Consider the following 26,275-nt stretch of genomic DNA (forward strand, 5'->3'; position numbering starts at 1 on the left):
AAAATTTGTCAGTCTAAGGAGGTGCGAACAGGGGCCTGATTCAGACCGACTCCGTCCGTGCGATGGGTTCAGCAATAGGCGTGCCAGATTTTCAAGCCACGTCCGATACCCTTTCTGAGAGAGGAAAAGTCTGCAGATCGGTCTGCCGACGTGGCCATGCCGAACGGCGTGTGACAAAGACCCTGGTCTAGGGTGTGACATTGTTCTGTTTTGGTACAGCTGTGGCTGTTGCCGCTGGGCGCTGTCACACCGCCAGGCGCTGCAGACCTGCGGATGATTGCAACCGACCTGTTTTATGGATGACCAGAGCATCGGCCTGCCAGACTCGGGCCACCGCCAGCGCTCGCGCATAACCGGCCACAAACAGGACTTTGGTCAGCGCGTCGGCCAGGGTGCAGTCGGGTGCCGCCACCGTCACGCTGGCGATGTCCGGTGGCGACAAGCCCGTGTGCGGGTTGAAGATGTGATGGTGCTGCCGGTCGGGTGTGAAGGCGCTAGCGTCATCGGCGGATGTCGCCAGGCAGCGCCCCTGCAGGGCCAGCCGCGCAGCCACTTGCGGGTCTGCAGGGGTGGCCGCGCGCGGGTTGGCTACACCCAAAACCCAGTCCTGCCCGGCAGGCGATTGACCCAGAGGTGCCCACTCGCCAGTGTTGACCAGCGCATGTGCAATGCCGTGGGCCTGCAAGACCTCGCGCACCCGGTCGGCGGCATGGCCTTGTGCAATGCCGTTGAGTGTGATGCCCATACCCGGTCGGGCAAAGGCCATGCGCTCGGGCGTGATGTGCAGATGCTGCCAGCCCACCTTTTGGCGTGTGGCTTGCACTTCGCGCGCGCTGGGCAGGCGGCCTTGCGCTTGGGCTCGGGCGTACAGCTGCCACAGCGGCTGCACGGTGATGTCAAATGCGCCCCGGCTTTGCTGCGCGATCTGTTGGCTGCGTTGTACAAGCGCGAGCAATTCGGGCGCGGGATGGCTCAACTGTCCTTCGCGGTTGAGTCGGCTGATGGCGCTGTCTGGGCGAAACAGGCTCATCTGGTCTTCGATGCGTTCGACCGTTTGCCGCGCCGCTGCCAGCGCTGCCTCGAGTGTGGCGCTGTGCGCGTGGGCGGCGCGGATGCTCAGCAGGGTGCCCAGTCCTGTGAAATGGGTCTCGCGCCAGATGAGGGGCCGGGGCGTGACAGCGGGGGAGGCCTGTACCGAGAAGGGTGCCAGGCCACCCAGCCCCCAGGCCGATTGGATGAAAGCGCGACGTTTCATGACATCTTCCGGTTTGGCGTGGCGGGCAGCGCCACGATGGGGATCACGAGGCCATCACGGGCCGATTTTTTCTGTTGCATCAATGGCACGCACAGCGCATCGCTTTCGTAAATCACCACACAGTCCAGGCACTGGAAGCACTCGTCGTAATCCACCGTGCCCCGGGGCGTGATGGCCTGGTAAGCGCAGTCACTGCGGCAACGCTGGCAGGGCTGACCACATTCGCTGCGCCGCGCAATCCAGTCGCCTCGACGCAAACGGCCCAGCAGGCCCATGCCCGCGCCCAGCGGGCACAGATAACGGCAGTAACCCTTGTAGAAGAAAGAGCTGAGCACCACCAGTGCCACAGCCCACAACACAAAGGGCCAAGCCCGCACAAAGTTCAGCGTGATGCTGGTCTTGAAGGGCTCGACCTCGACCAGCGCATCGGTCAGGCTCACCGACAGGCAGGCGCTGAGCAAGATGGCGGCCAGCACCACGTATTTGAGGCGCTTGAGGCGCTGGTCCCAAAGCGCAGGCACGCGCAACCATTTCAGGCCCAGTTGCCGCGTGAGCTGGCTGACCAGGTCTTGCAGCGCACCGAAGGGGCACAGCCAGCCGCAAAAGGTGCCGCGCCCCCACACGAAGAAAGTGACCGCCACAAAGGCCCACAGCAGCACCGTCATCGGGTCGTAGAGGAAAAACGCCAGACTGCGTCCGGCGAGCACCGACTGGATCACCGCCGTCAGGTTGACGACGGACAACTGCCCTTGCGCGTACCAGCCGATGAAGACCAGAGTGAACAGCAGATAGGTGTTGCGAAACCACTTCACCCGTTGGGCTGAGCGCACCAGCCAAGGTGGGTTGCGCAAAGCAATGGCCAACACTGCCAGGCCCAGGGTCAGGACCAGAAGCTCGGGCCAGCGCTCGGTCCAGCTGGTGCGCCAGGTTTTTTGGTCACTGCTGGCGGCTTGAACGTAGTCGTCTGGCAAGCTGGCGCTGAAGGGGAAGGTCTTGTGCACGACCTCCGCGTACATCAGACCCTTGCTGCGCGTGACGTGCAGTTCAAAGTCGAGCGGCTGGCCTGGGTCCAGGCCCGCTGGGGCGATCACACGGAACACGCGCCATTGGGCGTCTTGCAAGGCCGCAGGCACCTGCAGCGGACCGTCCAGGTCCATGTCACGGATCTCGATGGGCAGTTGGCTTTGCTTGAGCGTGATGCGGTCTGGCACTGTGCCGCGCACAAAGTTTTCACTCACCAGCGGGTAGCGCCCAGCGCTGATCAAGAGCAAGGCATGGTCGCCCGGCTCCAGGCGCTGCTGCAAATAAGCCCAGCGTTCGGGGCTGAGCAGGTTGCGGCCCACTGCGGGCACGTTCAGGTGCGCCGCATACAGGTCGGTGAAGGTCTCGTCCGGCGCTTTGTCAGCCTCGAGGTCCAAGCCCTCGCCTGCGGTGCCGGCAAAGGCTTTGTTGATGTCGCGGTTCTTGAAGCTGAACTTGTGCACCAGACCGGCACGCACCAGTGCGTTCCAGTCCATGGGCTGGAACACCTCGGGCCTGATCTTGGCGATCAGATCTGGGTCACGCCCTTCGCTGTAGCCCAGCTTGGCGCGCGCGACCTTGAGCGAGGCCGCCAGCAAGCTTTGGTTGAGGATGCGTACCGAAGCTGTGGCCTTGGCCACACCATCGATGTACACATTGGCGCTGCCGGTCTTGTTGGCGGCATTGTTCTGTCCGGTGCTGATCTTGATGCTTTGCTTGAGCGACAAGCCTCTGTACTGGTCGACAAAAGACATCAATGGGGCCTGGCCCAGTCCGTCCAGGAACACGGGCTCGTGATGAGAAATCACCCGCACGTCCATGAACTGGCCTTGTGTGTCCAGGGCCACGAGCAAATTGAAGGGGGTACCGGAGAAGCCGGGAATCGGCGACAAGTCAATCGACTCGTAGGCATACGCCACCACGGTGGTCGAAGTCAGGTCTTGTTTGAGGATGGGCCATATCGGCAGATCGCGGTCTTTTTCGCCGACCAACAGCGGCGCAGGAAACGCTTTTGCCATGGTGTCGTGTGTCATCACGCCAGCATGGACTGGTAAGGCCAGACCCGCCACTGCAATCGTCCAACAGCACGCCAAATACCTCATCCAACGCAGGCTCATACAACTCCTGAAGTGATTGACTGCAGGGCAGGATTGTTCCGCCGTGCAACACGTTTTCAAATAACAAGCAAAACAGGTGCCGTGTTGCATAGGGGATATCCCTGCCCGTTTTGCGCCGTGTGTGGAACAGCTTTTGCTTTACAGTGAATCCACCTATTTTGAAAAGTGCCCATGCCGAGAAAGATTGATTTTGCAAAAGCAAAAGCAGCATTTCTATCAAAACCATTCAAGTGGGTGTGAGTATTCCTCGGTGTCTTCAGTTGGGTGCGTTGCAGCCAAAGGCACCCTTTCAAAACGAACCCCCGAGAGTTCTTTCCATGACCTTGCAGTATCTGATCGCCCTGGTTTGTTTTGCCGGTACTTGCCATCAGGCCGCATTGGCGGCTGACCAGATCTTTGTCACCAACGAAGGCAGCGGCGATGTTTCGGTGATCGATGTGCACACCGACCAAGTTGTCGCCACGATCGCCTTGGGTGGCAAGCCACGCGGCTTGGCCACTTGCGCCAACGACCCCTATTTGTATGTGAGCAACCAGTACCAGTCGCAGTTGCAGGTGATTGACACCCGCAACCACCAACTGCATAAGACGCTGACCTTGGGGGACTCGCCAGAAGCGGTCAATTGCTCGCCCGATGGGAAGTGGCTGGCGATTGCCAACGAAGACAGCAACAGCGTGAGTTTGGTGTCAACCCGCAGTTTCAAGGTGGAGTTCAATATCCCGGTACAAGGTAAAAACCCTGAGCATGCCGTGTTCAGTCCCGACGGCAAGCTGCTGTTGGTGTCGGCAGAAGAAGCGGACCAGATAGATGTGGTGGATGTAGCCGCCCAGCGACAGACAGGCAGTGTGCGCGTGGGCCAGCGACCCCGGGGCATCACGTTCAGCCCGGATGGGCGAACTGCCTATGTCGCCGCAGAAGTGGACAATGTGTTGGTGGCCATCGACATGCAGACACTGAGCGTGAAAGGGCGGCTGGCAGTTGGCCTGCGCACCAATGGTCTGGCCATGCACCCCAGCGGTCGGTGGTTGTTTGCCAGCAATGGCGGTGATGCCAATGTGGCCGTGGTGGATACGGCCAGCTTCAAGGTGGTGGCCAAGGCACCCGTCGGCCAGAGACCCTGGAACATGGCGATCAGCCGCGATGGCAAAAAACTTTATGTGGCATCTGGCCGCAGTCACGCGGTGGGCGTGGTGGATACCCAGAACTTCGAATCACTCAAAAGTATTCCTGTGGGCAAACTGCCTTGGGGCACTGCTGCCAATTGAATCGTGTTGACGTACCGCTTCAGACAACCTGGATTGACTTCGCATGAACAAAACGCCTGCATGGCCCCCCTTCGCTGAAGCGACGGTTCAAGACACAAGCCGCTTGCGCTATACCCGTATCGCCATTGTTTTGCATTGGTTGTTGGCCGTGGGTCTGATGTACCAACTGACTTTGGGCATCTGGATGGACGGCGTGCCCAAGACCCCGCCGGGTTTGCGCGCCGAATGGTTCAATTGGCACAAATCCGTCGGTTTGCTATTGGGTTTGTTGATCTTGCTGCGTGGTGTGTGGCGACTGACCCATGCCCGCCCTGGATGGCCCAAAGCACTGCCGTGCTGGCAACAGCAGGCAGCGGGCATCTCACATGCGCTGCTGTATGTTTGCATGTTTACCATGCCCTTGAGTGGCTTTTTGGGTTCGAGCTTCACCCAATACCCGATCAAGTTTTTTGGTACACCTCTGCCCCGTCTGTGGCAGGCCGAACCTGATTTGAAAAACCTGCTGAGCTCGGTGCATACGGGCACCTCTTACGTTTTCATAGGCCTGATCGTGCTGCATGTGATGGCCACTTTGTGGCATGTGCTGCGCCGTGACGGCGTGTTCTCGCGCATCTGGCCTGTGGCACAAAAAGCCGGTGCCGCTGCGCCCGAAACGGCAGCTTGAGGGTCGCCGGTGATGCTGGGCAATCTCCGCATGCTTGTGTCAAGTTCGTGGCGTGATGGCGTGAGTGTGCTGGCGGCGGTTCTGGGATTTGTCGTTTTGACTTCAAAGCTCGAATTGTCTGAGAGGCTGGTGCCGTGGTTGCGGCAGCACGAAGCATTGCAACTGGACGAACTGCCTTTGACACTCTTGGTGCTGTCGCTCAGCCTGGCTTGGTTTGCTTGGCGGCGTGTGCGCGATGCCCAAGCCGAGCTGATGGAGCGCAAAGCCGCTCAGGTCCGTGTGTCGGAGTTGCTGGCCCACAACCGCGACCTGACGCAGCGCCTTTTCACCGCCCAAGAAGACGAACGTCAACTGTTGGCGCGTGACCTTCACGATGAAGTGGGACAGGCTTGTACCGCTTTGCGCATTGAGGCGGCTTACATTGCGAAAGCCGCGCATGCCCAACCCGAGCAAGTGGTCAGTGCTGCCCAGCGGGTGGATGATGCAGCGCACCGGATGCACAGGCTGGCGCGCGACATGTTGACTCGGCTGCGCCCGGCGCACCTGGACAGCTTGGGCCTGGAGCGTGCTTTGCACGAACTGTGCCGCAATTGGCAGATGCAATGCGGGGTGGCTTGCACTTTTGTGGCAAAAGGCTTGCCCGACGCGTTCCTCGATTACGCCAGCATCAGTGTGTACCGATTGATTCAGGAGGCTTTGACCAATGTCGCTCGGCACGCCAGGGCTACACGCGTGCAGGTAGCGGTTGTGGTCCAAGGCGATGCATTGATGCTCAGCATTGAAGACAACGGTTGCGGTATCCCTGTAGATGCCGAGCACGCCTTGGGCCTGGGTTGTGTGGGCATGCACGAACGGGTGGCCAGTTTGCACGGCGCGATTGTCTGGCAAGACGCTCGACCCGGTGTGCACGTGGTGGCCACATTGCCATTGGTGTCACTTTTAAAGCAGCGCCAGCCATGATCCGGGTGTTGTTGGTGGATGACCATCCGGTGGTGCGTGCCGGTTATTCGCGCTTGCTGGAGCAGGCCGACGCCATCCAAGTGGTGGCGCAAGCCGCGTCCGTTCAGGAAGCTTATGTTGCATTTCTTGAGCACTGCCCTGATGTCACCATCTCGGATGTGTCCATGCCCGGCACGGGGGGACTGGAGCTTTTGCGCAAAATCCGCCAGCGCGACCCGGATGCCCGGGTGCTGATGTGCAGCATGCACGACAGCCCGACCCTGGTGCGAAGCGCTCTTGAAGGAGGTGCTGCGGGCTTTGTCACCAAAAACGCACCACCCGACAACTTGGCGCAGGCCGTGCTGCAGGTGATGACCGGTGAGCGCTTCCTGAGTGATGACCTGGATCCAGCGCTGTTGAGCGAAGTCGCAGATGACGAAAGCGTGCTGGTGGCACAACTCACTTTGCGTGAAATTGAGATCTGGCGTTTGCTGGCGCTGGGGCACACGGCTGCCGAATGTGCCCAACTGCTGAACCTGAGTTTGAAAACCGTGGCCAATAACCAAACCCTGATTCGGGAAAAGTTGGGGGTCGGTACTTCTGCAGCCTTGGTGCACCTGGCTCAGCGGCACCACATCATTGATCGCGCCTTCAGTTAAAGCGTTGGCGCAGGCTCAGCCAAAAGGTGCGCGGCGCTCCCGGCGCCACAAACATCGAATTTTGTCGTGGATATGCGTTGCCAACGGCTGCATAAGGTCGCGCCACAAACTGTTGGCCGTTTGCACTGAAGGCGGTGGGGCCCATCTGGGCGGCGCTGGCGTATGCGGCGTTGAAAAGATTGGCGATGTTGAGGGTCCAAGTGGTGTCGGGTGCGCTCTGGTAGCGTGCGTTCAGGTTGAACACCGCATACCCCGCGGTGCGACCCGAGCCCAGGTAGTTCAGCCCATCGGGCTGGTGCTGGTTGTTTTCGTTGCCCCTGGCCAGCATGCTGCTGGTGGCCACCATGCTGGCACCCACGCGCCATGCGTTGTTGGCTTGGTAATCAGCATGCAGCTTGAGGATGTGCCGGGGCATGAGTGGGATGGAGTCGCCCGGGCGCACGCTGATGTTACCGTCCAGCCCGGGGGCGCTGGCATCGCTGCTGCTGTTGGCCGAGCCGCCCAATGTTTCGGGGCTTTGGTAAGTGGCCTGCAGCCAAGTGTATTGGCCACCGAAGGCCCAACGGGTATAGCGGCTTTGTACGCCCAGCTCCAGGCCTTGGCGTCGGGTTTGGCCGAAGTTGCGGAAGTAACCAAAACCGTTTTGGGTGTCCGATGCGACAAACAGGATGTCGTCCGTGTTGTCGGCGCGGAATACGCCAGCAGTCCATTGGGTCTGGGGTGACAATTTGGCGCGCCAGCCGGCTTCCCAGGTTTTGGTGACGACTTGCCGCAGCGGTGGGTCACCAGCCATGGCATTGGGCAATTTGCAGGGGCTTGCCGGGTCTGCGCAGCCCAGTTCGGTCGAAGTGGGGGTGCGGCTGCCTTCGTTGTAGCCGACATAGGCGCTCACAGCAGGGCTGACAACAAAAGCCAGTCCCAGCGCCGGGTTCAGTCGGCTGAATGAATGGTCCCCATCAAGCGAACCCGTGCCACCCCCTGGGGTGATCTGGTCGTTGTTGCGGATGTGCGTGTGGTTATAGCGCGCTGACAGCGTCAGGTGTAGGCGCTCGTTGAATGACAAGGTATCGGTGGCGTACAAGCTCCAGGTGGTGGCTTGGCCGCGCAGGTCCACCCGGTTGTCAAAAGGCACGCCGTCCAAGGTTCCGCCGGTGACACCATCAGCATAAACCTTGACACCCGTCACACTGCGGTCGGGGTTGAGGTAGCCCAGTTCGCTGGTTTGTTCAAAGCGGGTTTGGTTCTTGTCATAAGCCAACCCGCCGGTCAGCTGGTTTCGTTGTCCGGCCAGTGGGGCCAGCCATGTCCATTGACCGGCAAAGCCGACGTTGCTTTGCTCGGTGCGGGTGCGGTTGAGCAGGCCGGTGCATTTTTCGGCCGGTTCGTCGCCTTGCAAGGCCTGTGCAATGCAGCGCCACATCGGGAACGGGGTATTGCTGGCGTTGGCCCCTGCGCCCGCTGGGTAGTTGGTGTAGCCAGAATTTTGCAAGGCCGAGCGATCATTCGCACTCAGTTGGTAGACGGACTGGCCCAGTGCGTTGTCGTTCACATCGCCATTGAGGCTGCGGGTGTGCACGCTGCGGGCGTAAGCATTGCCAGAAAAAATCAGCTCGTCGCTCAAGGCATGCTTGGCGGTTAGGTTGATCTGCGTAGCGCGGTTCTCGGTCTGGTCGGGGCGGGTGTAGACACTGTTGCGCGCATTGGCCAGCATGCGCATTTCTTGCATGCCATTGCCGGTGAGTGCGTTGTCGGCGTGCGAGATGGACAAAGCCACATCGGTGCTGCCGTCTTTGTAGCCCAGTTTTCCAAACAGTTGCCGAACCTGTGAGGGTGAGGCATCACGCCAGCCTGTCTCGTTGTAGCTGTTGCCGGTGATCCACCAGTGCAGGCCTTGTTCGTTACGCCCACCGTGTTCAAACTCAGCTGAGCGGCGGCCGTATTGCCCTGCGGTGCCGGTGACCGACGTGCCTGCGTGCGTGAGCCCCGACTTGGTCTGTATGGACAAAGCCCCGCCCAATGTGTTCAGGCCAAACAGCGGGTTGGAGCCGGGCATCAGCGTGATGCTGGCGATCGCACTGCGTGGCATCAGATCCCAGCTCACCACATCGCCAAAAGGCTGGTTCATGCGCATCCCGTCCATGTACACCGACAGGCCTTGCGGCGTGCCCAGCAAGGGTGACGCGGTAAAACCCCGGTAGCTCACGTCCATCTGGAACGGATTGCCTTGTGTATTGTTGACATGCACGCCACCCAGCCTTTGGTTCATGAAATCAGACAGGTTCAAGGCCTGACTTGCATCGATTTCTGCGCTGGTGGCGGTCTGCACGGCCGAGGCGATCTCGGACAGGGGTTGGTTCACGCCGGGGACTGGCAAGGTGCCGATCACAGTCACAACTTCTGCGCGTGGCGTAAGCTCTTGTGCCTGTGCCGTCAAGTGCGCACAGAGTGCCGTCAACGCCAACGGCATCCACGAAAACCGAAAATTTTTCACCATCGGGTACCACCTGAAACCAACACGATCGATCCGCAAAACAGGGACCATATTCCTATGGTTCTACTTTAGGGCGGCGGCGTCACAAGCGACAGGGAAAAAATCCCGCCGTGTTTCTGATGGATACCTGCTGTTTTAAAGCCAAGCCTGTGTCAATGCCAGGTGAATCAGCCATGCGCCGCCGATGAGCCAGACCACAACAAAGCACACAGCGGCTGCACGGCTGCGGGGCCGCGCCAATAAGGCCGTCGCTTGCATTCGGGCTTCCAAAAGCACATCGGGTGGCAGCAATCGGATCACGGCCAGCAGACCCAGGGGCACGATCAGCAGATCGTCCAGGTAGCCCAGCACCGGAATGAAATCGGGAATCAGGTCGATGGGGCTGAGTGCATAGGCGGCCACCAGCAGGGCCAGCATGCGGGCGAACCATGGCGTGCGCGGGTCGCGCGCTGCGAAATAGACGGCGACCACATCTTGCTTGATCTGGCGCGCCCAGGATTTGATGGATTGGAGCATGGCGGTCTATGGCTTTGTCAAACCGGGCAGAAAGGGCGTTGTGGGGGCAAAATGGACAGACACCCATCGTAACGCCACCGGAAGGCATTCATGACCCAGGACAAACTGCTGGACAAACCCGAGTTCAAAGACGAGCACCTGTGGGACAAGCTCCGCAATGCTGCCTTGATCGCTGGCAAGGACGTGGTTGAAAAAGCATTGTGTTTGTACTATGCCGCCCAGCGGCCCGACACCCCGCTGTGGGCCAAGACCGTCATCTATGGCGCATTGACTTACTTCATCTCGCCGATCGACGCGGTGCCCGACATCACGCCGGTGCTGGGCTACTCGGACGACCTGGGCGTGCTGGTCTCGGCCGTATTGACGGTCGCCATGTACGTGAGCGATGACGTCAAGCAACAAGCCCGCGACAAGGTTCGTACTTGGTTTTCGTGAGGGCTTGTGCCCAAGGGGGCTTTCAGTCACGTATTCCCTGATGGCGATGCACAGACACCTCAAGCAAGATGCGTGAAGACATCGGTTCTACACAAGGGCGTTGTGCCGCCCGCACCCACAGGAGACCCCCATGAATGCATTTTTGAAAACCGCGCTGATCAGCGCACTGTTCGCATCGGCTGCGGTGCAGGCGCAAACGGTCAAGATTGTCGGCCTGGTCGAGCTGACCGGCACCGGCGCCACTTCGGGCACCAACTTTGACAACGGCATGAAGCTGGCCGTCAAGGAAATCAATGCCGCAGGCGGCATCCTGGGCCGCAAGATCGACTACAGCGCCAGCGACACCCAGTCCAACCCCGGCGTGGCCAAAGGCCTGGCCGAAAAAGCCGCCGACGATGGTGCCTACGTGGTCATGGGCCCGGTGTTTTCGGGCTCCATTTTGGTGAGCATGGCGGCCACCCGCCGCGCCGAGATTCCGAACTTCACGGGCGGCGAAGCGGCGGCCATCACGCAGCAGGGCAACCCCTATGTGTTCCGCACCTCGTTCACGCAATCGACCGCCATGCCCAAGATCGCGGGCTACATCAAGGACACGGTCAAGGCCAAAGTGGTCGATGTGATCTATGTGAACAACGATTTCGGCAAAGGCGGCCGTGACCTGATCAACAAGGCGCTTGAAGCCCGTGGCATCAAGGTCGGGGCCGATGTGTCCACCGAACCTGGCCAAGTTGACTTCAGCAGCGCGGTCATCAAGGTCAAGCAGTCCGGTGGCGATGCCGTGTTTGTGTACTCCAATGAGGAAGAGTCGGCCCGCTTGCTGCGCGAGCTGAAAAAGCAGGGCTACAACAAACCCGTGATCGGCGAGACGGTTCTGACCAGCCAGAAAGTGATCGAGTTGGCCGGTGATGCCGCCAATGGCGCTGTGGCCCATGTGGGCTTGACCGCCGACGCGCCGCAGCCCAGCGTGAAGAAATTTGACGAGGCCTACCAGCGCGAATTCAAGTCGCGCACCGACCACAACGGCCTCAAGGGTTACATCGGCATTTACACCGTCAAGGCTGTGACCGAGAAGATCGGCAAGTTCGATGCCAAGGCCTTTGCCGCCGCCATGAAAAACATCAGCCTCTCGGCCAAGACCACGCCCGGCTTATTGCTGGACTTGAGCTACGACGCCAATGGCGACCTGGACCGCGAAAGCTACATGACCAAAGTGGTGGGCGGCAAACAAGTGGTCACCGACATCTTGCCGCCCGTCAACAAGAAATAAACCCTCAACCACACACCGATGGAACACACCAAGTTCAAACTGGCCGGGGTGATGGGCTCGCCCATCCTTCAGTCGCGCTCGCCGATTCTTCATAACCACTGGCTGGCTCAATACGGCTTGAAGGGCGCTTACGGCCACTTTCAGGTTGAGCCACAAAATCTGCAAGCGGCCATTCGCGGCTTGTCTGCCTTGGGTCTGGCGGGCTGCAACATTTCGTTGCCGCACAAAGTTGCAGCGCTGGCTTTCATGGACGTGGTCGACCCAGTGGCCCTGCGCATGGGCGCGATCAATTGCATCGTGGTGCAGGACGACGGCAGCTTGCACGGCTTCAACAACGATGGTTATGGCTACATTCAGAGCCTCAAGGATGTGAAGCCCGATTGGCGTGCCGACGCAGGCCCTGTGTTCGTGTTGGGCGCTGGCGGTGCGGCGCGTGCCGTGGTGCTGAGCCTGATCGACGAGGGTGCTCGCGAGATCCGCCTGACCAACCGCAGCATCGACAAAGCCCAGGCCTTGGCCGCCGGTCTGGAAGCCGTCGTCAAGGTCGTGCCCTGGGCCGAGCGCAACGCGGCCATGGACGGTGCGGCTTTGTTGGTGAACACCACCAACCAAGGCATGTACGGTCAGCCGCCGCTCGATGTGGCGCTCGACGTCCTGCCGTTGTCGGCCATGGTGTCGGACGTGATTTACATCCCGCTCGAAACCCCATTGCTGCAAGCTGCGCGTTTGCGCGGCCACACCACCGTCAATGGTCTGGGCATGCTGCTCAACCAAGCGCGTCCTGCCTTCAAGGCTTGGTTTGGCGTGATGCCCGAGATCACCCCCGAACTCAAGCAAGCCATCTTGGCCACCTTCTGACGGGCACCGCATGTCCATCTTTGACGAGCGCAAGATCGACTCGCACTGCCACGTGCTGGACCCTCAGCGCTTTCCGTATGCGCCCGATGTGGGCTACCGCCCCGCTGGGCAAGAGATGGGCGATGCCCGCTACTTTCTGGAAGTCATGGCCTGTCATGGCGTGGCGCACGCCCTGTTGGTCGGCCCCAACTCGGGCTACGGCACCGACAACCGCTGCCTGCTGGACGCCATCGCCATGGGCCAAGGCCACTACAAAGGCATCGCCGTTGTGCCCAAGGACTGCTCGCTGGAGACGCTGGCCGATTTGAAATCACGCGGTGTGATCGGCATCGCCTTCAACCCGGCCCTGCACGGCTTTGGGTATTACGCCGACATCGAGCCCCTGCTCATGCGCCTGAAAGCGCTGGACCTGTGGGCGCAGTTTCAGGTCGAAAAAGACCTGTTGCTCGACTTCATGCCCATGCTGGAGCGGGTGCAGGCCAAGATGATGTTTGACCACTGCGGCCGCCCCACGCTGGACGCGGACATGCAGCAAGCGGGTTTTCAGACCCTGCTGGCACTGGGCCGCGAAGGCCGCGCTGTGGTCAAGGTGTCGGGCTACGCCAAATTCTCGCAAGCGGGTTTCCCGTTCCCCGATGTGCGCCCGTATGCCGACGCATTGGTGCACAACTTCGGCGTTCACCAATGCGTGTGGGCGTCTGACTGGCCCTACCTCAAAGCACCTTACCGGCTGGACTACGGCCCCATGCTCAAGGTGTTTGAGTCGCAGTTTTCCCCAGCCGAGCGTGCCGCCATGTTGTGGGATTCCCCCAAGCGGCATTTCGGGTTTTAAGCCCTTATTGGAGTGTTCCCCATGCGTACTGTCCTGACTGCCATTCTGTCTGCGGGCCTTGTCGGGTGCGCTGGCGTGCCCACTTCCAAAACCGTCGAAGTCCCTTCGGCCGTCCCAGCCCAGATCGCCGCCGAACTGCTCAAGATCGGCCCGGTCGTCGCGCCGCCCCCCACTGAAAAACTCTACGCCCCGCTGGCTGAGCGCGAGTCCTATGCGGGCGTTCAGGTGCGCCGCGACGTGCGTTACGGCAGCGATGCTCGGAACTTGCTCGATGTGTTCACCCCCGACAAACCACAAGCCAAGCAGCCCGTGCTGGTGTTCGTGCACGGCGGTGCCTTTATGCGCGGCGAGCGCCGCACCGGCGACAGCCCGTTTTACGACAACATCATGCTCTGGGCCGTGCGCCAGGGCATGGTCGGCGTCAACATGACCTACCGCCTGGCCCCAGCCAACCCCTGGCCCGCCGCGCAACAAGACATCCAGTCGGCCCTGAAATGGGTGCGCGAAAACATCGCTGCCAGCGGCGGCAACCCTCAACGCATCATCTTGATGGGCCACTCGGCCGGCGCGGCGCATGTGGCGCAATACGTGGCGCACCCGCAGTTCCATGCCGCGCCCGGCTCGGGCCTGGCGGGTGCGGTGCTGCTGTCGGGCATCTTTGATCCAACGACGGCCGAGTCCAACCCGCCCCTGCAAGCCTACTTCGGTCAAGACGCCGCGCAATACCCCGCCCGCTCGGCCGTGCCCGGTCTGGTGGCTGCCAAAGTGCCTTTGCTGCTGGCCTATGCCGAGCTGGACCCGCTCGACTTTCACCGCCAAAGCGAGCAACTCAACGCCGCCTTGTGCCAAGCGGGCCAATGCCCAGGCATCTACAAACTCATGGGCCACAGCCACATGTCCGAGATCTACTCGATCAACAGCGCGGACAAAACCGTGACCCACCTGATGAAGCAGCTGGTGGATCGGGTGCGCTGAGCGGCACTTTTGCCCAGCCGTGCCAATGTCTCGATTGGTTGGTTCCAGCGCCACTCACTCCACCACCTGAAGAGGTGCCCTGTGGTTTTGAGCACGCAACAATGGGCCATTGACGTCAATGGACTTCATGCACCCCGATAAACTCACACCCATCTTGGGTCACTGGGTCAATCATGAAAAAATCTGCATGGACAGGCTGTTTGTTGGTCGCTGTTTGGGGGGGTATTGGGGGTGCAGCTTGTGCTGCCGATGAAAAGGGCAAGCCTCAGCCGTCGGCCAAGCCCAGCTTGACCGTGACTGTGGCCGTTCCCCAGGCCATCAGCCTGGCCCAAAAAATCAGCGCCAACGGCAATCTGGCCGCTTGGCAAGAAGCCATCGTTGGGGCCGAGGCCAATGGCCTGAAGATCACCGAGGTGCGTGTGAACGTGGGTGACCGGGTGCAGCGCGGTGACGTGCTGGCCACTTTGCAGGCCGACAGCTTGCGGGCCGAGCTGGCGCAGGCCGAAGGCCTGCTCGCCGAAGCCACGGCCAGCGCCCAAGAGGCCAAAGCCCAGGCCGATCGCGCTCGAAGTCTTCAGCAGCAAGGCTTTTTCAGTGCAGCGCAGCTGAGCCAAGCGCTGGCCGCAGAGGCCTCTTCTGTGGCCCGTGTGCAGTCCGCCCGCGCCATGGTGCAGCTGCAAAACGTGCGCTTGTCACAAACCCAGGTGCGTGCGCCCGATGCGGGCGTGATCTCGGCCAGGCAGGCCACCGTGGGCAGTGTGGTGGGCGCAGGCGCCGAGTTGTTCCGCCTGATTCGCCAGGGCCGCATCGAGTGGCGGGCTGAAGTGACCGCTGCCGAGATTGGCCGTATCCAGGTGGGTGCGCCCGTGCAAATCAAAGCCGCCAGTGGCCAGCTGTTGCAAGGCAAGGTGCGCATGGTGGCTCCGTCGGTCGATGCCCAAACCCGCAACGCATTGGTCTATGTCGACTTGCCCGCGCAAACCGGCAGCGCCCGCGCTGGCATGTACGCCCAAGGCGAGATCGCGCTGGGCCAAAGCCAGGCGCTCACCGTGCCACAAGCGGCGGTGGTGGTGCGAGACGGTTTCAGTTATGTCTACACCGTGGGGGCCGACCAAAAGGTCAGCCAGCTCAAGGTGCAAACCGGACGCCAAAGCGCAGGCCGCGTCGAGGTGACGAGCGGCCTGAAAGCCGATGCCAGCGTGGTGGCCAGTGGCGGGGCATTCCTGAACCACGGCGACACGGTGCGTGTGGTGGATGCGCCAGCCGCTCAAGCCGCGCCAGCAGCCCCAGCCACCAAATAAAGGGACGTCATGCTCAACGTCTCTTCTTGGTCGATCCGCAACCCGATCCCGGCCGTCATGCTGTTTGTGCTGCTGACGCTGGCCGGTTTCATCGCTTTTGGGTCCATGAAAGTGCAAAACTTTCCGGACCTGGACGTGCCCACCATCTCGGTCACCGCCAGCCTGCCTGGGGTTGCGCCCTCGCAGCTCGAAACCGATGTGGCCCGCAAGCTCGAAAACGCGCTGGCCCCGCTGCAGGGTCTCAAACACATCACCACCAAGGTGCAAGACGGCGTGGTGTCCATCACCGCCGAGTTCCGCATGGAAAAGCCCAGCCAGGAGGCGGTGGACGACGTGCGCTCCGCCATTCAGGGCGTGCGGGCCGATTTGCCCGGCGACCTGCGCGACCCGGTGGTGCAAAAGCTCAACCTGGCCGGCTCGCCCGTGTTGGCCTACACCGTGCGCTCGTCGCGCATGGACGACGAGGCGCTGTCTTGGTTGGTCGACAAAGACATCACCCGCAAACTCTTGTCGCTGCGGGGTGTGGGTGCCGTCAACCGCGTGGGCGGCGTGACGCGCGAAGTGCGCGTGGCGCTGGACGTGAACCGCTTGCAGTCACTGGGCATCACGGCGGCCGAGGTGTCGCGCCAGCTCAAGCAGGTGCAGCAAGAAGGCTCGGGCGGGCGCATGGATGTGGGCACGGGCGAACAACCCGTGCGCACGCTGGCCACCGTCAAAACGGCGCAAGAGGTGGGTCAGATCGAGCTGGCCAGCTCGCGCGGCGGCCGTATCCGTTTGGACCAAGTGGCCACCGTGAGCGACACGCTGGCCGATGCCCGTTCTGCAGCCAGCCTCAACGGTGTGCCCGTGGTGGGCTTTGAGGTGGTGCGCAGCAAAGGCGAGAGCGAAGTGGCCGTGGGCCGCTTGGTGCGTCAGGCGCTGGCCGATTACCGGCTGCAAAACCCGGACATCGAGATCACCGAATCCTTCGACTTTGTGACCCCGGTAGAAGAGGAATACAAGGGCTCACTCGTGCTGCTGTACGAGGGTGCGATTTTGGCGGTGCTGGTGGTGTGGCTGTTCTTGCGCGACTGGCGGGCCACCTTTGTGTCGGCGGTGGCGCTGCCGCTGTCGGTCATCCCGGCCTTCATTGGCATGGCTTACTTGGGCTTTTCCATCAACGTGGTGACTTTGCTGGCGCTGTCTTTGGTGATCGGTGTGCTGGTGGACGACGCGATTGTCGAGGTGGAAAACATCGTGCGCCATTTGCGCATGGGCAAGTCACCGTATCAGGCGGCCATGGAAGCGGCCGACGAAATCGGTCTGGCCGTGATCGCCACCACCTTCACCCTGATCGCGGTGTTTTTGCCCACGGCCTTCATGAGCGGCATTCCGGGCAAGTTCTTCAAGCAGTTTGGCTGGACGGCGTCGCTCGCGGTGTTCGCCTCGCTGGTGGTGGCGCGGGTCCTCACGCCCATGATGGCGGCTTACATTTTGAAGCCCATCGTCACGGCCGCGCACGAGCCGGGCTGGCTCAAGCGCTACATGGTTTGGGCCACTTGGTGCATGCGGCACCGCTTGGTCACCATGGTGCTGGCCACCTTGTTTTTCATCGGCTCCATCATGCTGGTGCCGCTGCTGCCCAAGGGCTTCATTCCGCCGGACGACAACTCGCAAACCCAGGTTTATGTGGAGCTTCCCCCTGGCTCGACTTTGGCGCAAACCCAGGCCAGCGCCGAACACGCCCGCAAGCTGCTCATGACGGTGAACGATGTCAAAAGCGTCTACACCACCATCGGTGGCGGCAGTGCGGGCAGCGACCCGTTTGCCGGTGGTGGTGCGGCCGAGGTGCGCAAGGCCACGCTCACCATCCAGCTGACCGAACGCGGCAAGCGCCCGCGCAAGCAGGTGATAGAAAACGACATCCGCACAAAGTTGCAACAACTGCCCGGCGTGCGCAGCAAAGTGGGCTTGGGCGGCTCGGGCGAGAAATACGTGCTGGTGCTCACCGGTGAAGACCCACAAGCCCTGCAAACCGCCGCCATGGCCGTCGAGCGTGACCTGCGCACCATCCAAGGCCTGGGCTCCATTGCGTCCACCGCCAGCCTGGTGCGCCCCGAGATCGCGGTGCGCCCCGACTTTGCCAAAGCCGCCGACCTGGGCGTGACCAGCGCCGCCATCAGCGACACCTTGCGCGTGGCCACGCTGGGCGACTACGACCAGGCATTGCCCAAGCTCAATTTGTCGGAGCGCCAAGTGCCCATCGTCGTGAAATTGGGTGACGAGTCGAGGCATGACCTGAGCACACTCGAGCGCCTGATGGTGCCCGGGAGCCGTGGTCCCGTCATGCTGGGCCAAGTGGCCAGCATCGAGGTGGCGGGCGGCCCGGCGGTGATTGACCGCTACGACCGCCAGCGCAACATCAACTTCGAGATCGAGCTGTCGGGCATGCCCTTGGGCGACGTGACACAAGCGGTGCAACAACTGCCCGCGCTGCAAAGCTTGCCGCCCGGCGTCAAGGTGGTGGCAGTGGGCGACGCCGAAGTCATGGGCGAACTGTTTGCCAGCTTTGGCCTGGCCATGCTGATCGGTGTGCTGTGCATCTACATCGTGTTGGTGTTGCTGTTCAAAGGCTTTTTGCACCCCATCACCATCTTGGTCGCGCTGCCGCTGTCTTTGGGCGGTGCGTTTGTGGGCTTGCTGATCGCACAAAAGAGCTTCTCCATGCCCTCGCTCATTGGCCTGATCATGCTCATGGGCATCGCCACCAAGAACTCGATCTTGTTGGTGGAATACGCGATTGAAGCGCGGCGCGGTAAACCCGCCGAGGGCGATCACCCCGCCGTGCCGCCCATGAGCCGCTGGGATGCCATTCTGGACGCGTGCCACAAACGCGCCCGGCCGATTGTCATGACCACGATTGCCATGGGCGCAGGCATGTTGCCCATTGCCGTGGGCTGGGGTGCAGCCGACGCGAGCTTCCGCTCACCCATGGCCATTGCCGTGATCGGCGGCTTGCTCACCAGTACGGTGCTCAGTTTGTTGGTGATCCCGGTGGTGTTCACCTACCTGGATGATTTGGGACAGTGGTCGGGGCGGCTGTGGGGGCGTTTGGCGCGGGCTCGTGACTGAGAGGCCCATGTCCTTGACCATCCATAAGCGGTTGATTCGGCTATAAAATTTATTCTCAAAATCAGCAAATTTTTAAGGCCTATCAAAAAATATCATTGCATGACAAGGGTTTAAATTCGCTATAGTATTGATTTATCTATTCATAAATCCATTCAATGGCCGCCGCCGAAACCCTCCTGCACGCCTTGCAACGCCACAACGGCCACGCCAGCAGCCCCGAGCTGCAAGCGCAGCTGGGTGTGAGCCAAGCGACGGTCTCGCGCCTGCTGGCCCCCTTGCTGGCCTCAGGCCAAGTGGTCAAAGTGGGGGCTGCCCGGGCGCAGCGCTACCTGCTGCCGCGTGACGTGCCCGGCGTGGGCCGACAGGTGCTCATCCACCAAGTGCAACCCAGTGGTGAACTGCAAAGCTTTGGCACGCTGTTCCCATTGGCCGGGGGCGGCTTCTGGATGGACGAAGCCGACAAGGCCCACGGCCAAAGCGCTTTTCACCCCAGCCTGCCCTGGTTCTTGATGGACACCCGCCCCCAGGGCTTTTTGGGTCGCGCCTTTGCACAAGCCCATGCCGAGCTGGCCTTGCCCCCCCATTTGGCCCATTGGACCGATGACCACATCCTGCTGGCGCTGGTGCGTGCGGGTGAAGACCTGCCCGGCAACCTGCTGGTGGGCGCGGCTTCGCTGGATCGTTATCTGGCCTTGCCGTCCAACCGCAGCGCCGCCCCTGTGGTGATGGATCCAGCGCACGACTATCCCCGTCTGGCCTTGCAAGCCTTGGGCAGCGCCGCCCCGGGCTCCAGCGCGGGCGGCGAGCAGCCCAAGTTTGGTGCGGTGACCCATGGCCTGCCCGTGCTGGTCAAGTTCTCACCCGCAGGGGACGCCCCGGCCGACCAGCGCTGGCGCGACCTGCTGGTGTGCGAGGCCTTGGCCCTGCAAACGCTGCATGCCGCAGGCATTGCCGCCGCGCAGTCCGACATCGTGCAGGCCGCGGGCCGTGTGTTTTTGCAAAGCCGCCGCTTTGACCGCACGGTCTTGGGCCGCGTGGGCATGGTGTCTTTGGAGATGTACGACGCGCACTACATCGGCATCGGCTCGCAATGGGCGGCCACCGCCATGCAGACCGGTCGCGCCGGTGCCGAAAGCCTGAGCGCCGCCGACATCCAGACCTTGTGCCTGCTCGACGCCTTTGGCGCCCTGATCGCCAACACCGACCGCCACCACGGCAATGTGTCTTTGCTGCTGCGCCAACACCGCTGGCAACTGGCCCCCGCCTACGACATGTTGCCCATGTTTTATGCCCCAGTCGCGGGTGAAGTGGTCGAGCGCGATTGGGCCAGCCAATTGCCGCGCCCTAATGCCCACACCCTGAGCGTCTGGCCGCAAGCGAAGGCGCTGGCCAAGCAGTTTTGGCAAAGGGCGGCGGAGGATGCGCGGATCGGTGACGAGTTCCGAGCGGTGGCGCGGGCCAATGCCGCGGTGGTGCAGGGTCTTTGAGTCCAGCGCTTGATAAAGAAACGGCGTGCCGCTTTCGCGTGCACGCCGTTTTGTTTTGAAGAGAACCTGAAATCAGTTCTTGTGCAACTCAGCGTTCAACTCGCCCCAGCTCTTGTTGCGCGGAATGGCGTGCAGCGCGCCCGACTGTGAATCGCGGCGGAACAGGATGCCGTTTTTGCCGGACAGCTCTTTGGCCTTGACCACGCTGCCGTCGGGCAGCTGAACGCGGCTGCCGCCGGTGATGTAGCAACCGGCTTCCACAATGCAGTCGTCGCCCAGCGAGATGCCGATGCCGGCGTTGGCACCCAGCAAGCAGCGCTTGCCCACTTTGATGACTTCTTTGCCGCCACCCGACAGCGTGCCCATGATGGACGAGCCGCCGCCGATGTCGCTGGCGTCATCCACCACCACGCCCGCGCTGATGCGGCCTTCCACCATGCTGGCGCCCAAGGTGCCCGCGTTGAAGTTGCAAAAGCCTTCGTGCATCACGGTGGTGCCGCTGGCCAGGTGTGCACCCAGGCGCACGCGGTCGGCGTTGGCAATGCGCACGCCAGACGGGATCACGTAGTCGGTCATTTGCGGGAACTTGTCCACGCCTTTGATCTCCAACAAGCGGCCAGCGGCGCGGGCTTTCAGGCGGGCGGCGGGCACTTCGCTCACGGCGCAAGGGCCAAAGTTGGTCCAAGCCACATTGGCCAGCAGGCCAAAGATGCCGGTCACGTTCGCGCCGTGCGGCTGCACCAGGCGGTGGCTCAGCAGGTGCAGGCGCAGGTAAGCGTCGTGCGTGTCGGTGGGCGCATCGGCCAGGCTTTTGATCTCGGTGCGCACAGCCACCACGAAGGTGCCACGCACAGTGCAGGCGGTCAGGGCCTCGGCCACATCAGCGCCCAAAGCCGCCACGGCTTCGGCTTCGGTCAGGCGGGTGCTGCCGCTGGCGGCAATGCCATCGGCCAGCTCGGGGGCGGGGAACCAGGTGTCCAGCACGGTGCCGTCAGCGGCCAAGGTGGCCAGGCCCGTGGCGCGTGCGCCGGTGTTTTGGAAAGTGCTCATGGATGTACTTTGCTGAAGTGCTTGAAAACCATCCATTATCGCGGAGGCCATTCGATCGCGCCAGCCGCGCTGTTCAACCTTTGACCGGTGTGGTTTGAATCCTGTGTGCGACACACAGATGCCCGTTGGCCTGGCTTGTTGGCGCATGCCTGGGATACGATGGATTGGTACAGAAAAAACAGAGAGACAACATGATTGATCGTCGCTACATCGGCCATGTCATGCCGGATTTTGAAGTGTTGGTGGAAAAAGGCCGTTTGCGTTTTTTTGCCAAGGCCACCGGCCAGACCGATCCGGTTTATTGGGACGAAGCCGCAGCGCAGGCCGCTGGGCACCCGGCCTTGCCTGTGCCGCCCACTTTTTTGTTTTGCCTCGAGATGGAGTCGCCTGACCCGGCCGCCATCCGCAATCTGTTGGGCATGGACTACCGAAAGCTTTTGCATGGCGAGCAGGGCTTCACTTTTCACCGCATGGCCTATGCGGGCGATGTGCTGCGCTTTGAGCAACGCATCGAAGACATCTACGACAAAAAGGGCGGCGCACTTGAATTTGTGGTGCGCCAGACCCGCGTGAGCAACCAGCGTGGCGAGCATGTGGCCGACCTGCGTGCAGTGACCGTTTTGCGCCATGGCCCCAGCGCATAAGGACACCCCATGACCCTCCCCTCTTTTGACGCCCTGCAAGTGGGCGACGCTATCTGCCCGCTGGAGCTGCCACCCGTCTCGCGCCTGACGCTGGCGCTGTACTGCGGTGCATCGGGTGACCACAACCCCATCCATGTCGACACCGATTTCGCGCACGGCGCAGGCATGCCCGATGTGATCGCGCACGGCATGTTGTCCATGGCTTGGCTGGCGCGCCTGCTCACCAACTGGGTGCCTCAAACGGCGATCCGTGATTACAGCGTGCGCTTCGCGGCCATGACCCAAGTGGGCGAAAGCATCACCTGTTCGGGTCAGGTGGTCGAAAAATTTGAGCTCGATGGGGAGCGCCGTGTGCGCCTGTCCTTGACGGCGATGAATGCGCAAGGCCACATCAAGTTGTCAGGAGAGGCCGTGCTTGCATGGGCTTGATCGGGGCCAGGCGCGGCACTTTCTTTGATCACATTTTTCCAGAACCCCATGAACCCTCCATCTTTGCTGCAATTCGATGTGACCGACCAGGTCGCGACCATCACCTTTGACAGCCCCAGCAAACGCAACGCGCTCGAGCCCGCCATGCGTGACGAGTTGGCGGTGGCTTTGCAACACATCCAGCACGACAAGTCCATCCGCGCCGTGGTCCTCACCGGGGCGGGTGGGCACTTTTGTTCGGGCGGTGACCTGAAAAACATCGCGGCGGCCAACCTCGACAACGGCGGCTGGTTGGGTCGTATGCAGACCCTGCACGAGTGGGTGCAGGTCTTGTTGACGCTCGACCGCCCGGTGATCGCCGCCGTCGACGGTGCGGCTGCAGGTGCGGGTTTTAGCCTGGCTTTGTCGGCCGACTTCGTGCTGGCCACCCCACGCGCTTGGTTCAACATGTCCTTCCTCAAGGTCGGCCTGGTGCCCGATGTGGGCGCGCTCTACACCCTGCCCCGCGTGGTGGGCGTGCAGCGTGCCAAAGAAATCATGCTCTCGGCCCGCGACATCGACGCGCAAGAGGCCTTGCGGTTGGGGCTGGTGATGGAGCTGCACGAGCCGGACCAGCTGCTGCCCCGTGCACAGGCCCTGGCCCGCAGCTTTGTGGGGGCATCACCTGCCGCCGTGGCCTTGATCAAGCGCAGCCTGAACAACGCGCTGGGCGGTGGTCTGCAAGACATGCTGAGCGCCGAAGCGCAAGCCCAGTCTTTGGCCGCAGGCACCGCCGAGCACCGCGAAGCCGTCAACCGCTTTCTGACCAAGCAAACCCCTTTGTTTGCTTGGCCCGCGCAGAACAAAAACTGAAAGGCAACTGCTTTGTAGGAGCCCACCCCGTGGGCGATTTCACGCAGACCCAGGGCCTCACAAAATCGCCCACAGGGTGGGCTCCTACAAAACAAGGCTTGCAATCCATGGACAGGCCACAAACCAAGGCTCAAAAGCCCAAGCGCAGGCACCGCCGAGCACCGCGAAGCCGTGGGGCGCTTTCTGACCAAGCAAACCCCTTTGTTTGCTTGGCCAGCCCAGGACAAAAACTGAAAGGCAACTTCTTTGTAGGAGCCCACCCCGTGGGCGATTTCACTGCTTTGTAGGAGCCCACCCCGTGGGCGATTTCACGCAGACCCAAGGCATCACAAAATCGCCCACGGGGTGGGCTCCTACAAAACAAGCCTTGCAATCCATGGACAGGCCACAAACCAAGGGCAATCCCTGAGTTCGGGAATCCGAAAGACCCGCTTCAGCATTCGAAGATTGTTCAGAATCACTGAACGCCGCAAGATACATCAACCCCCCAGTGGGGTGACGCTGGCCCGCCAGACGTTCGCCCCATTTTTCCCAGGAGAAAAAAATGAGCAAAGCCCGATTGGTTGAAGACAAAGTCGTCGTGGTCACCGGCGCAGGTGGCGGCATTGGCCGCGACATCGCGCTGGCCATGGCGCGCGAAGGTGCCAAGGTGGTGGTCAACGACATTGGCGCGTCCGTCTCGGGCGAAGGCCAAGACGCAGGCCCTGCACAAAAAGTGGTGGACGAAATCAAAGCCATGGGCGGTCAGGCCGCTGCGAACACCGACAGCGTGTCTGACGCCGCAGGCGCGGCCCGCATCATCCAAACGGCCATCGACAGCTTTGGCCGCATCGACGTGGTGGTCAACAACGCAGGCATCTTGCGCGACCGCTTCTTCCACAAGATGAGCATGGACGAATGGGACGCGGTGCTCAAGGTGCATTTGTATGGCGCGTTTTACGTCAGCCGCGCCGCTGCCCCGCACTTCAAGGAGCAGGAAAGCGGCAACTACATCCACATGACCTCGACCTCGGGGCTGGTGGGCAACTTCGGCCAGGCCAACTACTCGGCGGCCAAGCTGGGCGTGACCGCGCTGTCCAAGTCGATCGCGCTCGACATGCAAAAGTTCAACGTGCGCTCCAACTGCATCTCGCCTTTTGCCTGGAGCCGCATGATCGGCTCGATCCCGACCGAGACGCCCGAAGAGCAAGCCCGCGTCGAGCGCATCAAGCAGATGACGCCCGCCAAGATCGCGCCCATGGCCGTGGCCCTGGCCAGCGACGACTCGGCCCATGTGAACGGCCAGGTCTTTGCTGTGCGCAACAACGAAATCTTTTTGATGAGCCAGCCGCGCCCCATCCGCTCGGTGCACCGCAGCGAGGGCTGGACGCCGCAGACCGTGCTCGACCACGCCATGCCTGCGCTCAAGTCCAGCTTCTTCGATCTGGACCGCTCGGGTGACGTGTTCAGCTGGGACCCGATCTGAGGCGATGCGCATGCAAACACAGAACAAAGACTCCGGTGTGTTCGCGCAGCACCAGGCCGCCCTGGCCGAAGGCCGCTTTCTGATTCAACAGTGCGCTGATTGCAGCCAGCACATTTACTTTCCGCGTGAGGTCTGCCCGCACTGCGGCAGCAACCATGTGGCGTTGGTGGCCCCCACGGGCTTGGGCACGGTGTATTCGGTCACCACGGTGCGCCGCAAGCCCGACGCGGGTGGCGACTACAACGTCTGCCTGATCGACCTGGACGAAGGCGTGCGCTTGATGGCCCGCGTGGACATGGACCCTGTCGACGCCGTGCAGGTGGGCCAGCGGGTGCAGGCCCGTGTGGAGGTCGACAAAGGCCAAGGCGTGGTGGTGTTTGACCCGGTCAGCACAGAGGCCACGTCGGCCAAGCCCGTGCCCCGTGGCCCGGCCGCATCGGCAGCGGTGCATTCGTCCACCGGCCTCAAGGCCTTGCGCGGCAGCGCCGCCATCGCGGGCGTGGCCACCTTTGGCTGCGGCGAAGCCACGGGCTTCACCGAGATGGAAGTGCTGGCCCGCGCCGCGCACGCCGCGGTGGCCGATGCCGGACTCAAGATGAGCGACATCGACGGCCTGTGCACCGCCAGTGTGTTGTCTACCATGTGGCCCATGCCGGTGACCGAGTATTTGGGCATCAACCCCCGCTACATCAACGGCACCATGCTCGGCGGCTCCAGCTTTGTCGCACACCTCTTGCCCGCCATGATGGCTTTGCAGTCGGGCCAGTGCAATGCGGTGCTGGTGTGCTACGGCAGCACGCAGCGCACGTCCACCTTTGGCCGCGCCGAGATCGCCCAGGCCCGCCGCGTGATGGACCCGCAGCCCTACGAAACCCCCTATGCCCCGATGCAGCCGCTCAGCGCCTACGCGCTGGCCACGCGCCGGCACATGCACCAATACGGCACCACCCGCCGCCAGCTGGCCGAAGTGGCGGTGGCCGCACGCGCCTGGGCGCAGCGCAACCCCGAAGCCTTCATGCGCGATCCGCTGTCGATCGACGAGGTGCTCAAGGCCCGCATGGTGTCCGATCCTTTGTCGGTGCGTGACTGCTGCTTGGTCACCGACGGCGGCGGCGCCTTTGTGCTGGTGCGTGCCGACCGTGCGCGTGACCTGCCGAAGAAACCTGTGTACGTGCTGGGCAACGCCACCGCCAACTGGAACCGCCAGGTCTCGTCCATGCACGACCTCACCGTCACCTCGGCCAGCCAGTCGGGGCGCGAAGCCTTTGCCATGGCGGGCCTCACGCCCGCCGACATGAACGTGGTGCAGCTGTACGACGCCTTCACCATCAACACCTTGCTCTTTCTGGAAGACCTGGGCTTTTGCAAAAAAGGCGAAGGCGGCGCATTTGTCGAAGGTGGCGCGATCGCACCCGGTGGCCGTTTGGCGGTCAACACCAACGGCGGCGGCTTGTCGTGCACGCACCCGGGCATGTACGGCATCTTCACCCTGATCGAAGCCGTGCGCCAGTTGCGCGGTGAAGGCGGCGAACGCCAAGTGGCGGGTGCGCAAACCGCGCTGGCCCACGGCAACGGCGGCACGCTGTCGAGCCAGTCCACGGCCATACTCGGCACTTTTGAGACTTTGTAAATTCATCACCCA

The 26,275-nt window shown here is 62.0% G+C and carries 22 protein-coding genes and 1 pseudogene; 18 read left to right on the top strand and 5 right to left on the bottom strand.

Translation table 11 applies throughout. The annotated features are described in order from the left end of the window. Nucleotides 1-244: 244 nt before the first annotated feature. Both B9Z52_RS09160 and B9Z52_RS09165 read right to left on the bottom strand, forming a co-directional pair. Entirely contained in the window at nucleotides 245-1,255 is a 1,011-nt protein-coding gene (locus B9Z52_RS09160) for an FAD:protein FMN transferase (RefSeq protein ID WP_108413532.1), read from the bottom strand. Further along, nucleotides 1,252-3,294 (bottom strand): 4Fe-4S binding protein, encoded by a 2,043-nt coding sequence (locus B9Z52_RS09165; protein WP_233251903.1) that lies wholly within the window; start codon nucleotides 3,292-3,294, stop codon nucleotides 1,252-1,254. The genes B9Z52_RS09160 and B9Z52_RS09165 overlap by 4 nt, the downstream gene beginning before the upstream one ends. A gap of 416 nt (nucleotides 3,295-3,710) precedes the next feature. Between B9Z52_RS09165 and B9Z52_RS09170 the strand changes: the two genes are divergently transcribed. From B9Z52_RS09170 to B9Z52_RS09185, 4 genes are read left to right on the top strand one after another with little or no spacing between them, the layout of a single operon-like run. Beyond that, a complete protein-coding gene (locus tag B9Z52_RS09170; RefSeq protein ID WP_108413534.1) occupies nucleotides 3,711-4,658 on the top strand; it encodes a beta-propeller fold lactonase family protein in 948 nt (315 codons plus the stop codon). 43 nt (nucleotides 4,659-4,701) lie between these two features. Further along, complete coding sequence (locus B9Z52_RS09175; RefSeq protein ID WP_108413535.1) at nucleotides 4,702-5,322, top strand: cytochrome b; 621 nt, start codon at nucleotides 4,702-4,704, stop codon at nucleotides 5,320-5,322. A 30-nt stretch (nucleotides 5,323-5,352) separates the two neighbouring features. Continuing rightward, the gene (locus B9Z52_RS09180; RefSeq protein WP_158270527.1) at nucleotides 5,353-6,282 is read left to right on the top strand and encodes an ATP-binding protein; all 930 of its coding nucleotides are present in this window, start codon (nucleotides 5,353-5,355) and stop codon (nucleotides 6,280-6,282) included. Next, the gene (locus B9Z52_RS09185) at nucleotides 6,279-6,920 is read left to right on the top strand and encodes a response regulator transcription factor (RefSeq protein WP_108413537.1); all 642 of its coding nucleotides are present in this window, start codon (nucleotides 6,279-6,281) and stop codon (nucleotides 6,918-6,920) included. The genes B9Z52_RS09180 and B9Z52_RS09185 overlap by 4 nt, the downstream gene beginning before the upstream one ends. Here the strand turns inward: B9Z52_RS09185 and B9Z52_RS09190 are convergent. Together B9Z52_RS09190 and B9Z52_RS09195 are read right to left on the bottom strand one after the other, a co-directional pair. Continuing rightward, nucleotides 6,913-9,414 (bottom strand): TonB-dependent receptor, encoded by a 2,502-nt coding sequence (locus B9Z52_RS09190; RefSeq protein WP_233251904.1) that lies wholly within the window; start codon nucleotides 9,412-9,414, stop codon nucleotides 6,913-6,915. The genes B9Z52_RS09185 and B9Z52_RS09190 overlap by 8 nt on opposite strands. A 132-nt stretch (nucleotides 9,415-9,546) precedes the next feature. Next, nucleotides 9,547-9,927, bottom strand: coding sequence for a YkvA family protein (locus tag B9Z52_RS09195; protein WP_108413538.1), 381 nt, complete (start codon nucleotides 9,925-9,927; stop codon nucleotides 9,547-9,549). Nucleotides 9,928-10,017: 90 nt separating this feature from the next. On the opposite strand from B9Z52_RS09195, the gene B9Z52_RS09200 reads away from it, so the two are divergent. The 8 genes from B9Z52_RS09200 to yjjJ all read left to right on the top strand — a co-directional run bounded on the left by B9Z52_RS09200 (nucleotide 10,018) and on the right by yjjJ (nucleotide 20,193). Further along, nucleotides 10,018-10,362, top strand: coding sequence for a YkvA family protein (locus B9Z52_RS09200; RefSeq protein WP_108413539.1), 345 nt, complete (start codon nucleotides 10,018-10,020; stop codon nucleotides 10,360-10,362). A gap of 130 nt (nucleotides 10,363-10,492) precedes the next feature. Beyond that, nucleotides 10,493-11,629 (top strand): ABC transporter substrate-binding protein, encoded by a 1,137-nt coding sequence (locus B9Z52_RS09205; RefSeq protein ID WP_108413540.1) that lies wholly within the window; start codon nucleotides 10,493-10,495, stop codon nucleotides 11,627-11,629. A gap of 18 nt (nucleotides 11,630-11,647) precedes the next feature. Next, nucleotides 11,648-12,487 (top strand): shikimate dehydrogenase, encoded by an 840-nt coding sequence (locus tag B9Z52_RS09210; protein ID WP_108413541.1) that lies wholly within the window; start codon nucleotides 11,648-11,650, stop codon nucleotides 12,485-12,487. A gap of 10 nt (nucleotides 12,488-12,497) precedes the next feature. Then, entirely contained in the window at nucleotides 12,498-13,319 is an 822-nt protein-coding gene (locus B9Z52_RS09215; RefSeq protein ID WP_108413542.1) for an amidohydrolase, read from the top strand. Nucleotides 13,320-13,340: 21 nt separating this feature from the next. Further along, nucleotides 13,341-14,294: an alpha/beta hydrolase gene (locus tag B9Z52_RS09220; protein WP_108413543.1), complete on the top strand. Its 954-nt coding sequence runs from the start codon at nucleotides 13,341-13,343 to the stop codon at nucleotides 14,292-14,294. 173 nt (nucleotides 14,295-14,467) lie between these two features. Next, nucleotides 14,468-15,595 (top strand): efflux RND transporter periplasmic adaptor subunit, encoded by a 1,128-nt coding sequence (locus tag B9Z52_RS09225; RefSeq protein ID WP_108413544.1) that lies wholly within the window; start codon nucleotides 14,468-14,470, stop codon nucleotides 15,593-15,595. 9 nt (nucleotides 15,596-15,604) lie between these two features. Further along, complete coding sequence (locus tag B9Z52_RS09230) at nucleotides 15,605-18,706, top strand: efflux RND transporter permease subunit (RefSeq protein ID WP_108413545.1); 3,102 nt, start codon at nucleotides 15,605-15,607, stop codon at nucleotides 18,704-18,706. Nucleotides 18,707-18,861: 155 nt separating this feature from the next. Further along, complete coding sequence (gene yjjJ, locus B9Z52_RS09235; RefSeq protein ID WP_108413546.1) at nucleotides 18,862-20,193, top strand: type II toxin-antitoxin system HipA family toxin YjjJ; 1,332 nt, start codon at nucleotides 18,862-18,864, stop codon at nucleotides 20,191-20,193. A 72-nt stretch (nucleotides 20,194-20,265) separates the two neighbouring features. Here yjjJ and dapD read toward each other — a convergent pair whose 3' ends face one another. Next, nucleotides 20,266-21,243, bottom strand: coding sequence for a 2,3,4,5-tetrahydropyridine-2,6-dicarboxylate N-succinyltransferase (gene dapD / locus B9Z52_RS09240; RefSeq protein ID WP_108413547.1), 978 nt, complete (start codon nucleotides 21,241-21,243; stop codon nucleotides 20,266-20,268). A 191-nt stretch (nucleotides 21,244-21,434) separates the two neighbouring features. Here dapD and B9Z52_RS09245 point away from each other — a divergent pair, with 191 nt between their 5' ends. The 6 genes and pseudogenes from B9Z52_RS09245 to B9Z52_RS09270 all read left to right on the top strand — a co-directional run bounded on the left by B9Z52_RS09245 (nucleotide 21,435) and on the right by B9Z52_RS09270 (nucleotide 26,263). Next, on the top strand, nucleotides 21,435-21,887 hold the full coding sequence (locus tag B9Z52_RS09245) for a MaoC family dehydratase N-terminal domain-containing protein (protein WP_108413548.1): 453 nt from the start codon (nucleotides 21,435-21,437) through the stop codon (nucleotides 21,885-21,887). Nucleotides 21,888-21,896: 9 nt separating this feature from the next. Next, nucleotides 21,897-22,316: a MaoC family dehydratase gene (locus B9Z52_RS09250; protein ID WP_108413549.1), complete on the top strand. Its 420-nt coding sequence runs from the start codon at nucleotides 21,897-21,899 to the stop codon at nucleotides 22,314-22,316. A gap of 48 nt (nucleotides 22,317-22,364) precedes the next feature. After that, nucleotides 22,365-23,168, top strand: coding sequence for an enoyl-CoA hydratase/isomerase family protein (locus tag B9Z52_RS09255; RefSeq protein WP_108413550.1), 804 nt, complete (start codon nucleotides 22,365-22,367; stop codon nucleotides 23,166-23,168). Between the two features lie 544 nt (nucleotides 23,169-23,712). Beyond that, nucleotides 23,713-24,633 carry an SDR family NAD(P)-dependent oxidoreductase gene (locus B9Z52_RS09265; protein WP_108413552.1) on the top strand — a complete coding sequence of 307 codons (921 nt, stop codon included), beginning with the start codon at nucleotides 23,713-23,715 and terminating at the stop codon, nucleotides 24,631-24,633. Nucleotides 24,634-24,643: 10 nt separating this feature from the next. Continuing rightward, nucleotides 24,644-24,967, top strand: a pseudogene (locus tag B9Z52_RS18120) (Zn-ribbon domain-containing OB-fold protein); the annotation flags it as partial. 111 nt (nucleotides 24,968-25,078) lie between these two features. Next, the gene (locus B9Z52_RS09270; protein WP_369907877.1) at nucleotides 25,079-26,263 is read left to right on the top strand and encodes a thiolase; all 1,185 of its coding nucleotides are present in this window, start codon (nucleotides 25,079-25,081) and stop codon (nucleotides 26,261-26,263) included. Nucleotides 26,264-26,275 lie beyond the last annotated feature (12 nt).

It is taken from the genome of Limnohabitans sp. Jir72, assembly GCF_003063575.1.
Taxonomy (GTDB): domain Bacteria; phylum Pseudomonadota; class Gammaproteobacteria; order Burkholderiales; family Burkholderiaceae_C; genus Limnohabitans_A.

Coding starts and splice junctions, on each gene's coding strand:
- B9Z52_RS09195 (WP_108413538.1), bottom strand. CDS start 9,927: ATGCTCCAATCCATCAAATCCTGGGCGCGCCAGATCAAGCAAGATGTG.
- B9Z52_RS09245 (WP_108413548.1), top strand. CDS start 21,435: ATGATTGATCGTCGCTACATCGGCCATGTCATGCCGGATTTTGAAGTG.
- yjjJ (WP_108413546.1), top strand. CDS start 18,862: ATGGCCGCCGCCGAAACCCTCCTGCACGCCTTGCAACGCCACAACGGC.
- B9Z52_RS09170 (WP_108413534.1), top strand. CDS start 3,711: ATGACCTTGCAGTATCTGATCGCCCTGGTTTGTTTTGCCGGTACTTGC.
- B9Z52_RS09220 (WP_108413543.1), top strand. CDS start 13,341: ATGCGTACTGTCCTGACTGCCATTCTGTCTGCGGGCCTTGTCGGGTGC.
- B9Z52_RS09210 (WP_108413541.1), top strand. CDS start 11,648: ATGGAACACACCAAGTTCAAACTGGCCGGGGTGATGGGCTCGCCCATC.
- B9Z52_RS09265 (WP_108413552.1), top strand. CDS start 23,713: ATGAGCAAAGCCCGATTGGTTGAAGACAAAGTCGTCGTGGTCACCGGC.
- B9Z52_RS09185 (WP_108413537.1), top strand. CDS start 6,279: ATGATCCGGGTGTTGTTGGTGGATGACCATCCGGTGGTGCGTGCCGGT.
- B9Z52_RS09200 (WP_108413539.1), top strand. CDS start 10,018: ATGACCCAGGACAAACTGCTGGACAAACCCGAGTTCAAAGACGAGCAC.
- B9Z52_RS09205 (WP_108413540.1), top strand. CDS start 10,493: ATGAATGCATTTTTGAAAACCGCGCTGATCAGCGCACTGTTCGCATCG.
- B9Z52_RS09250 (WP_108413549.1), top strand. CDS start 21,897: ATGACCCTCCCCTCTTTTGACGCCCTGCAAGTGGGCGACGCTATCTGC.
- B9Z52_RS09165 (WP_233251903.1), bottom strand. CDS start 3,294: ATGGCAAAAGCGTTTCCTGCGCCGCTGTTGGTCGGCGAAAAAGACCGC.
- dapD (WP_108413547.1), bottom strand. CDS start 21,243: ATGAGCACTTTCCAAAACACCGGCGCACGCGCCACGGGCCTGGCCACC.
- B9Z52_RS09180 (WP_158270527.1), top strand. CDS start 5,353: ATGCTTGTGTCAAGTTCGTGGCGTGATGGCGTGAGTGTGCTGGCGGCG.
- B9Z52_RS09190 (WP_233251904.1), bottom strand. CDS start 9,414: ATGGTGAAAAATTTTCGGTTTTCGTGGATGCCGTTGGCGTTGACGGCA.
- B9Z52_RS09175 (WP_108413535.1), top strand. CDS start 4,702: ATGAACAAAACGCCTGCATGGCCCCCCTTCGCTGAAGCGACGGTTCAA.
- B9Z52_RS09225 (WP_108413544.1), top strand. CDS start 14,468: ATGAAAAAATCTGCATGGACAGGCTGTTTGTTGGTCGCTGTTTGGGGG.
- B9Z52_RS09215 (WP_108413542.1), top strand. CDS start 12,498: ATGTCCATCTTTGACGAGCGCAAGATCGACTCGCACTGCCACGTGCTG.
- B9Z52_RS09160 (WP_108413532.1), bottom strand. CDS start 1,255: ATGAAACGTCGCGCTTTCATCCAATCGGCCTGGGGGCTGGGTGGCCTG.
- B9Z52_RS09230 (WP_108413545.1), top strand. CDS start 15,605: ATGCTCAACGTCTCTTCTTGGTCGATCCGCAACCCGATCCCGGCCGTC.
- B9Z52_RS09255 (WP_108413550.1), top strand. CDS start 22,365: ATGAACCCTCCATCTTTGCTGCAATTCGATGTGACCGACCAGGTCGCG.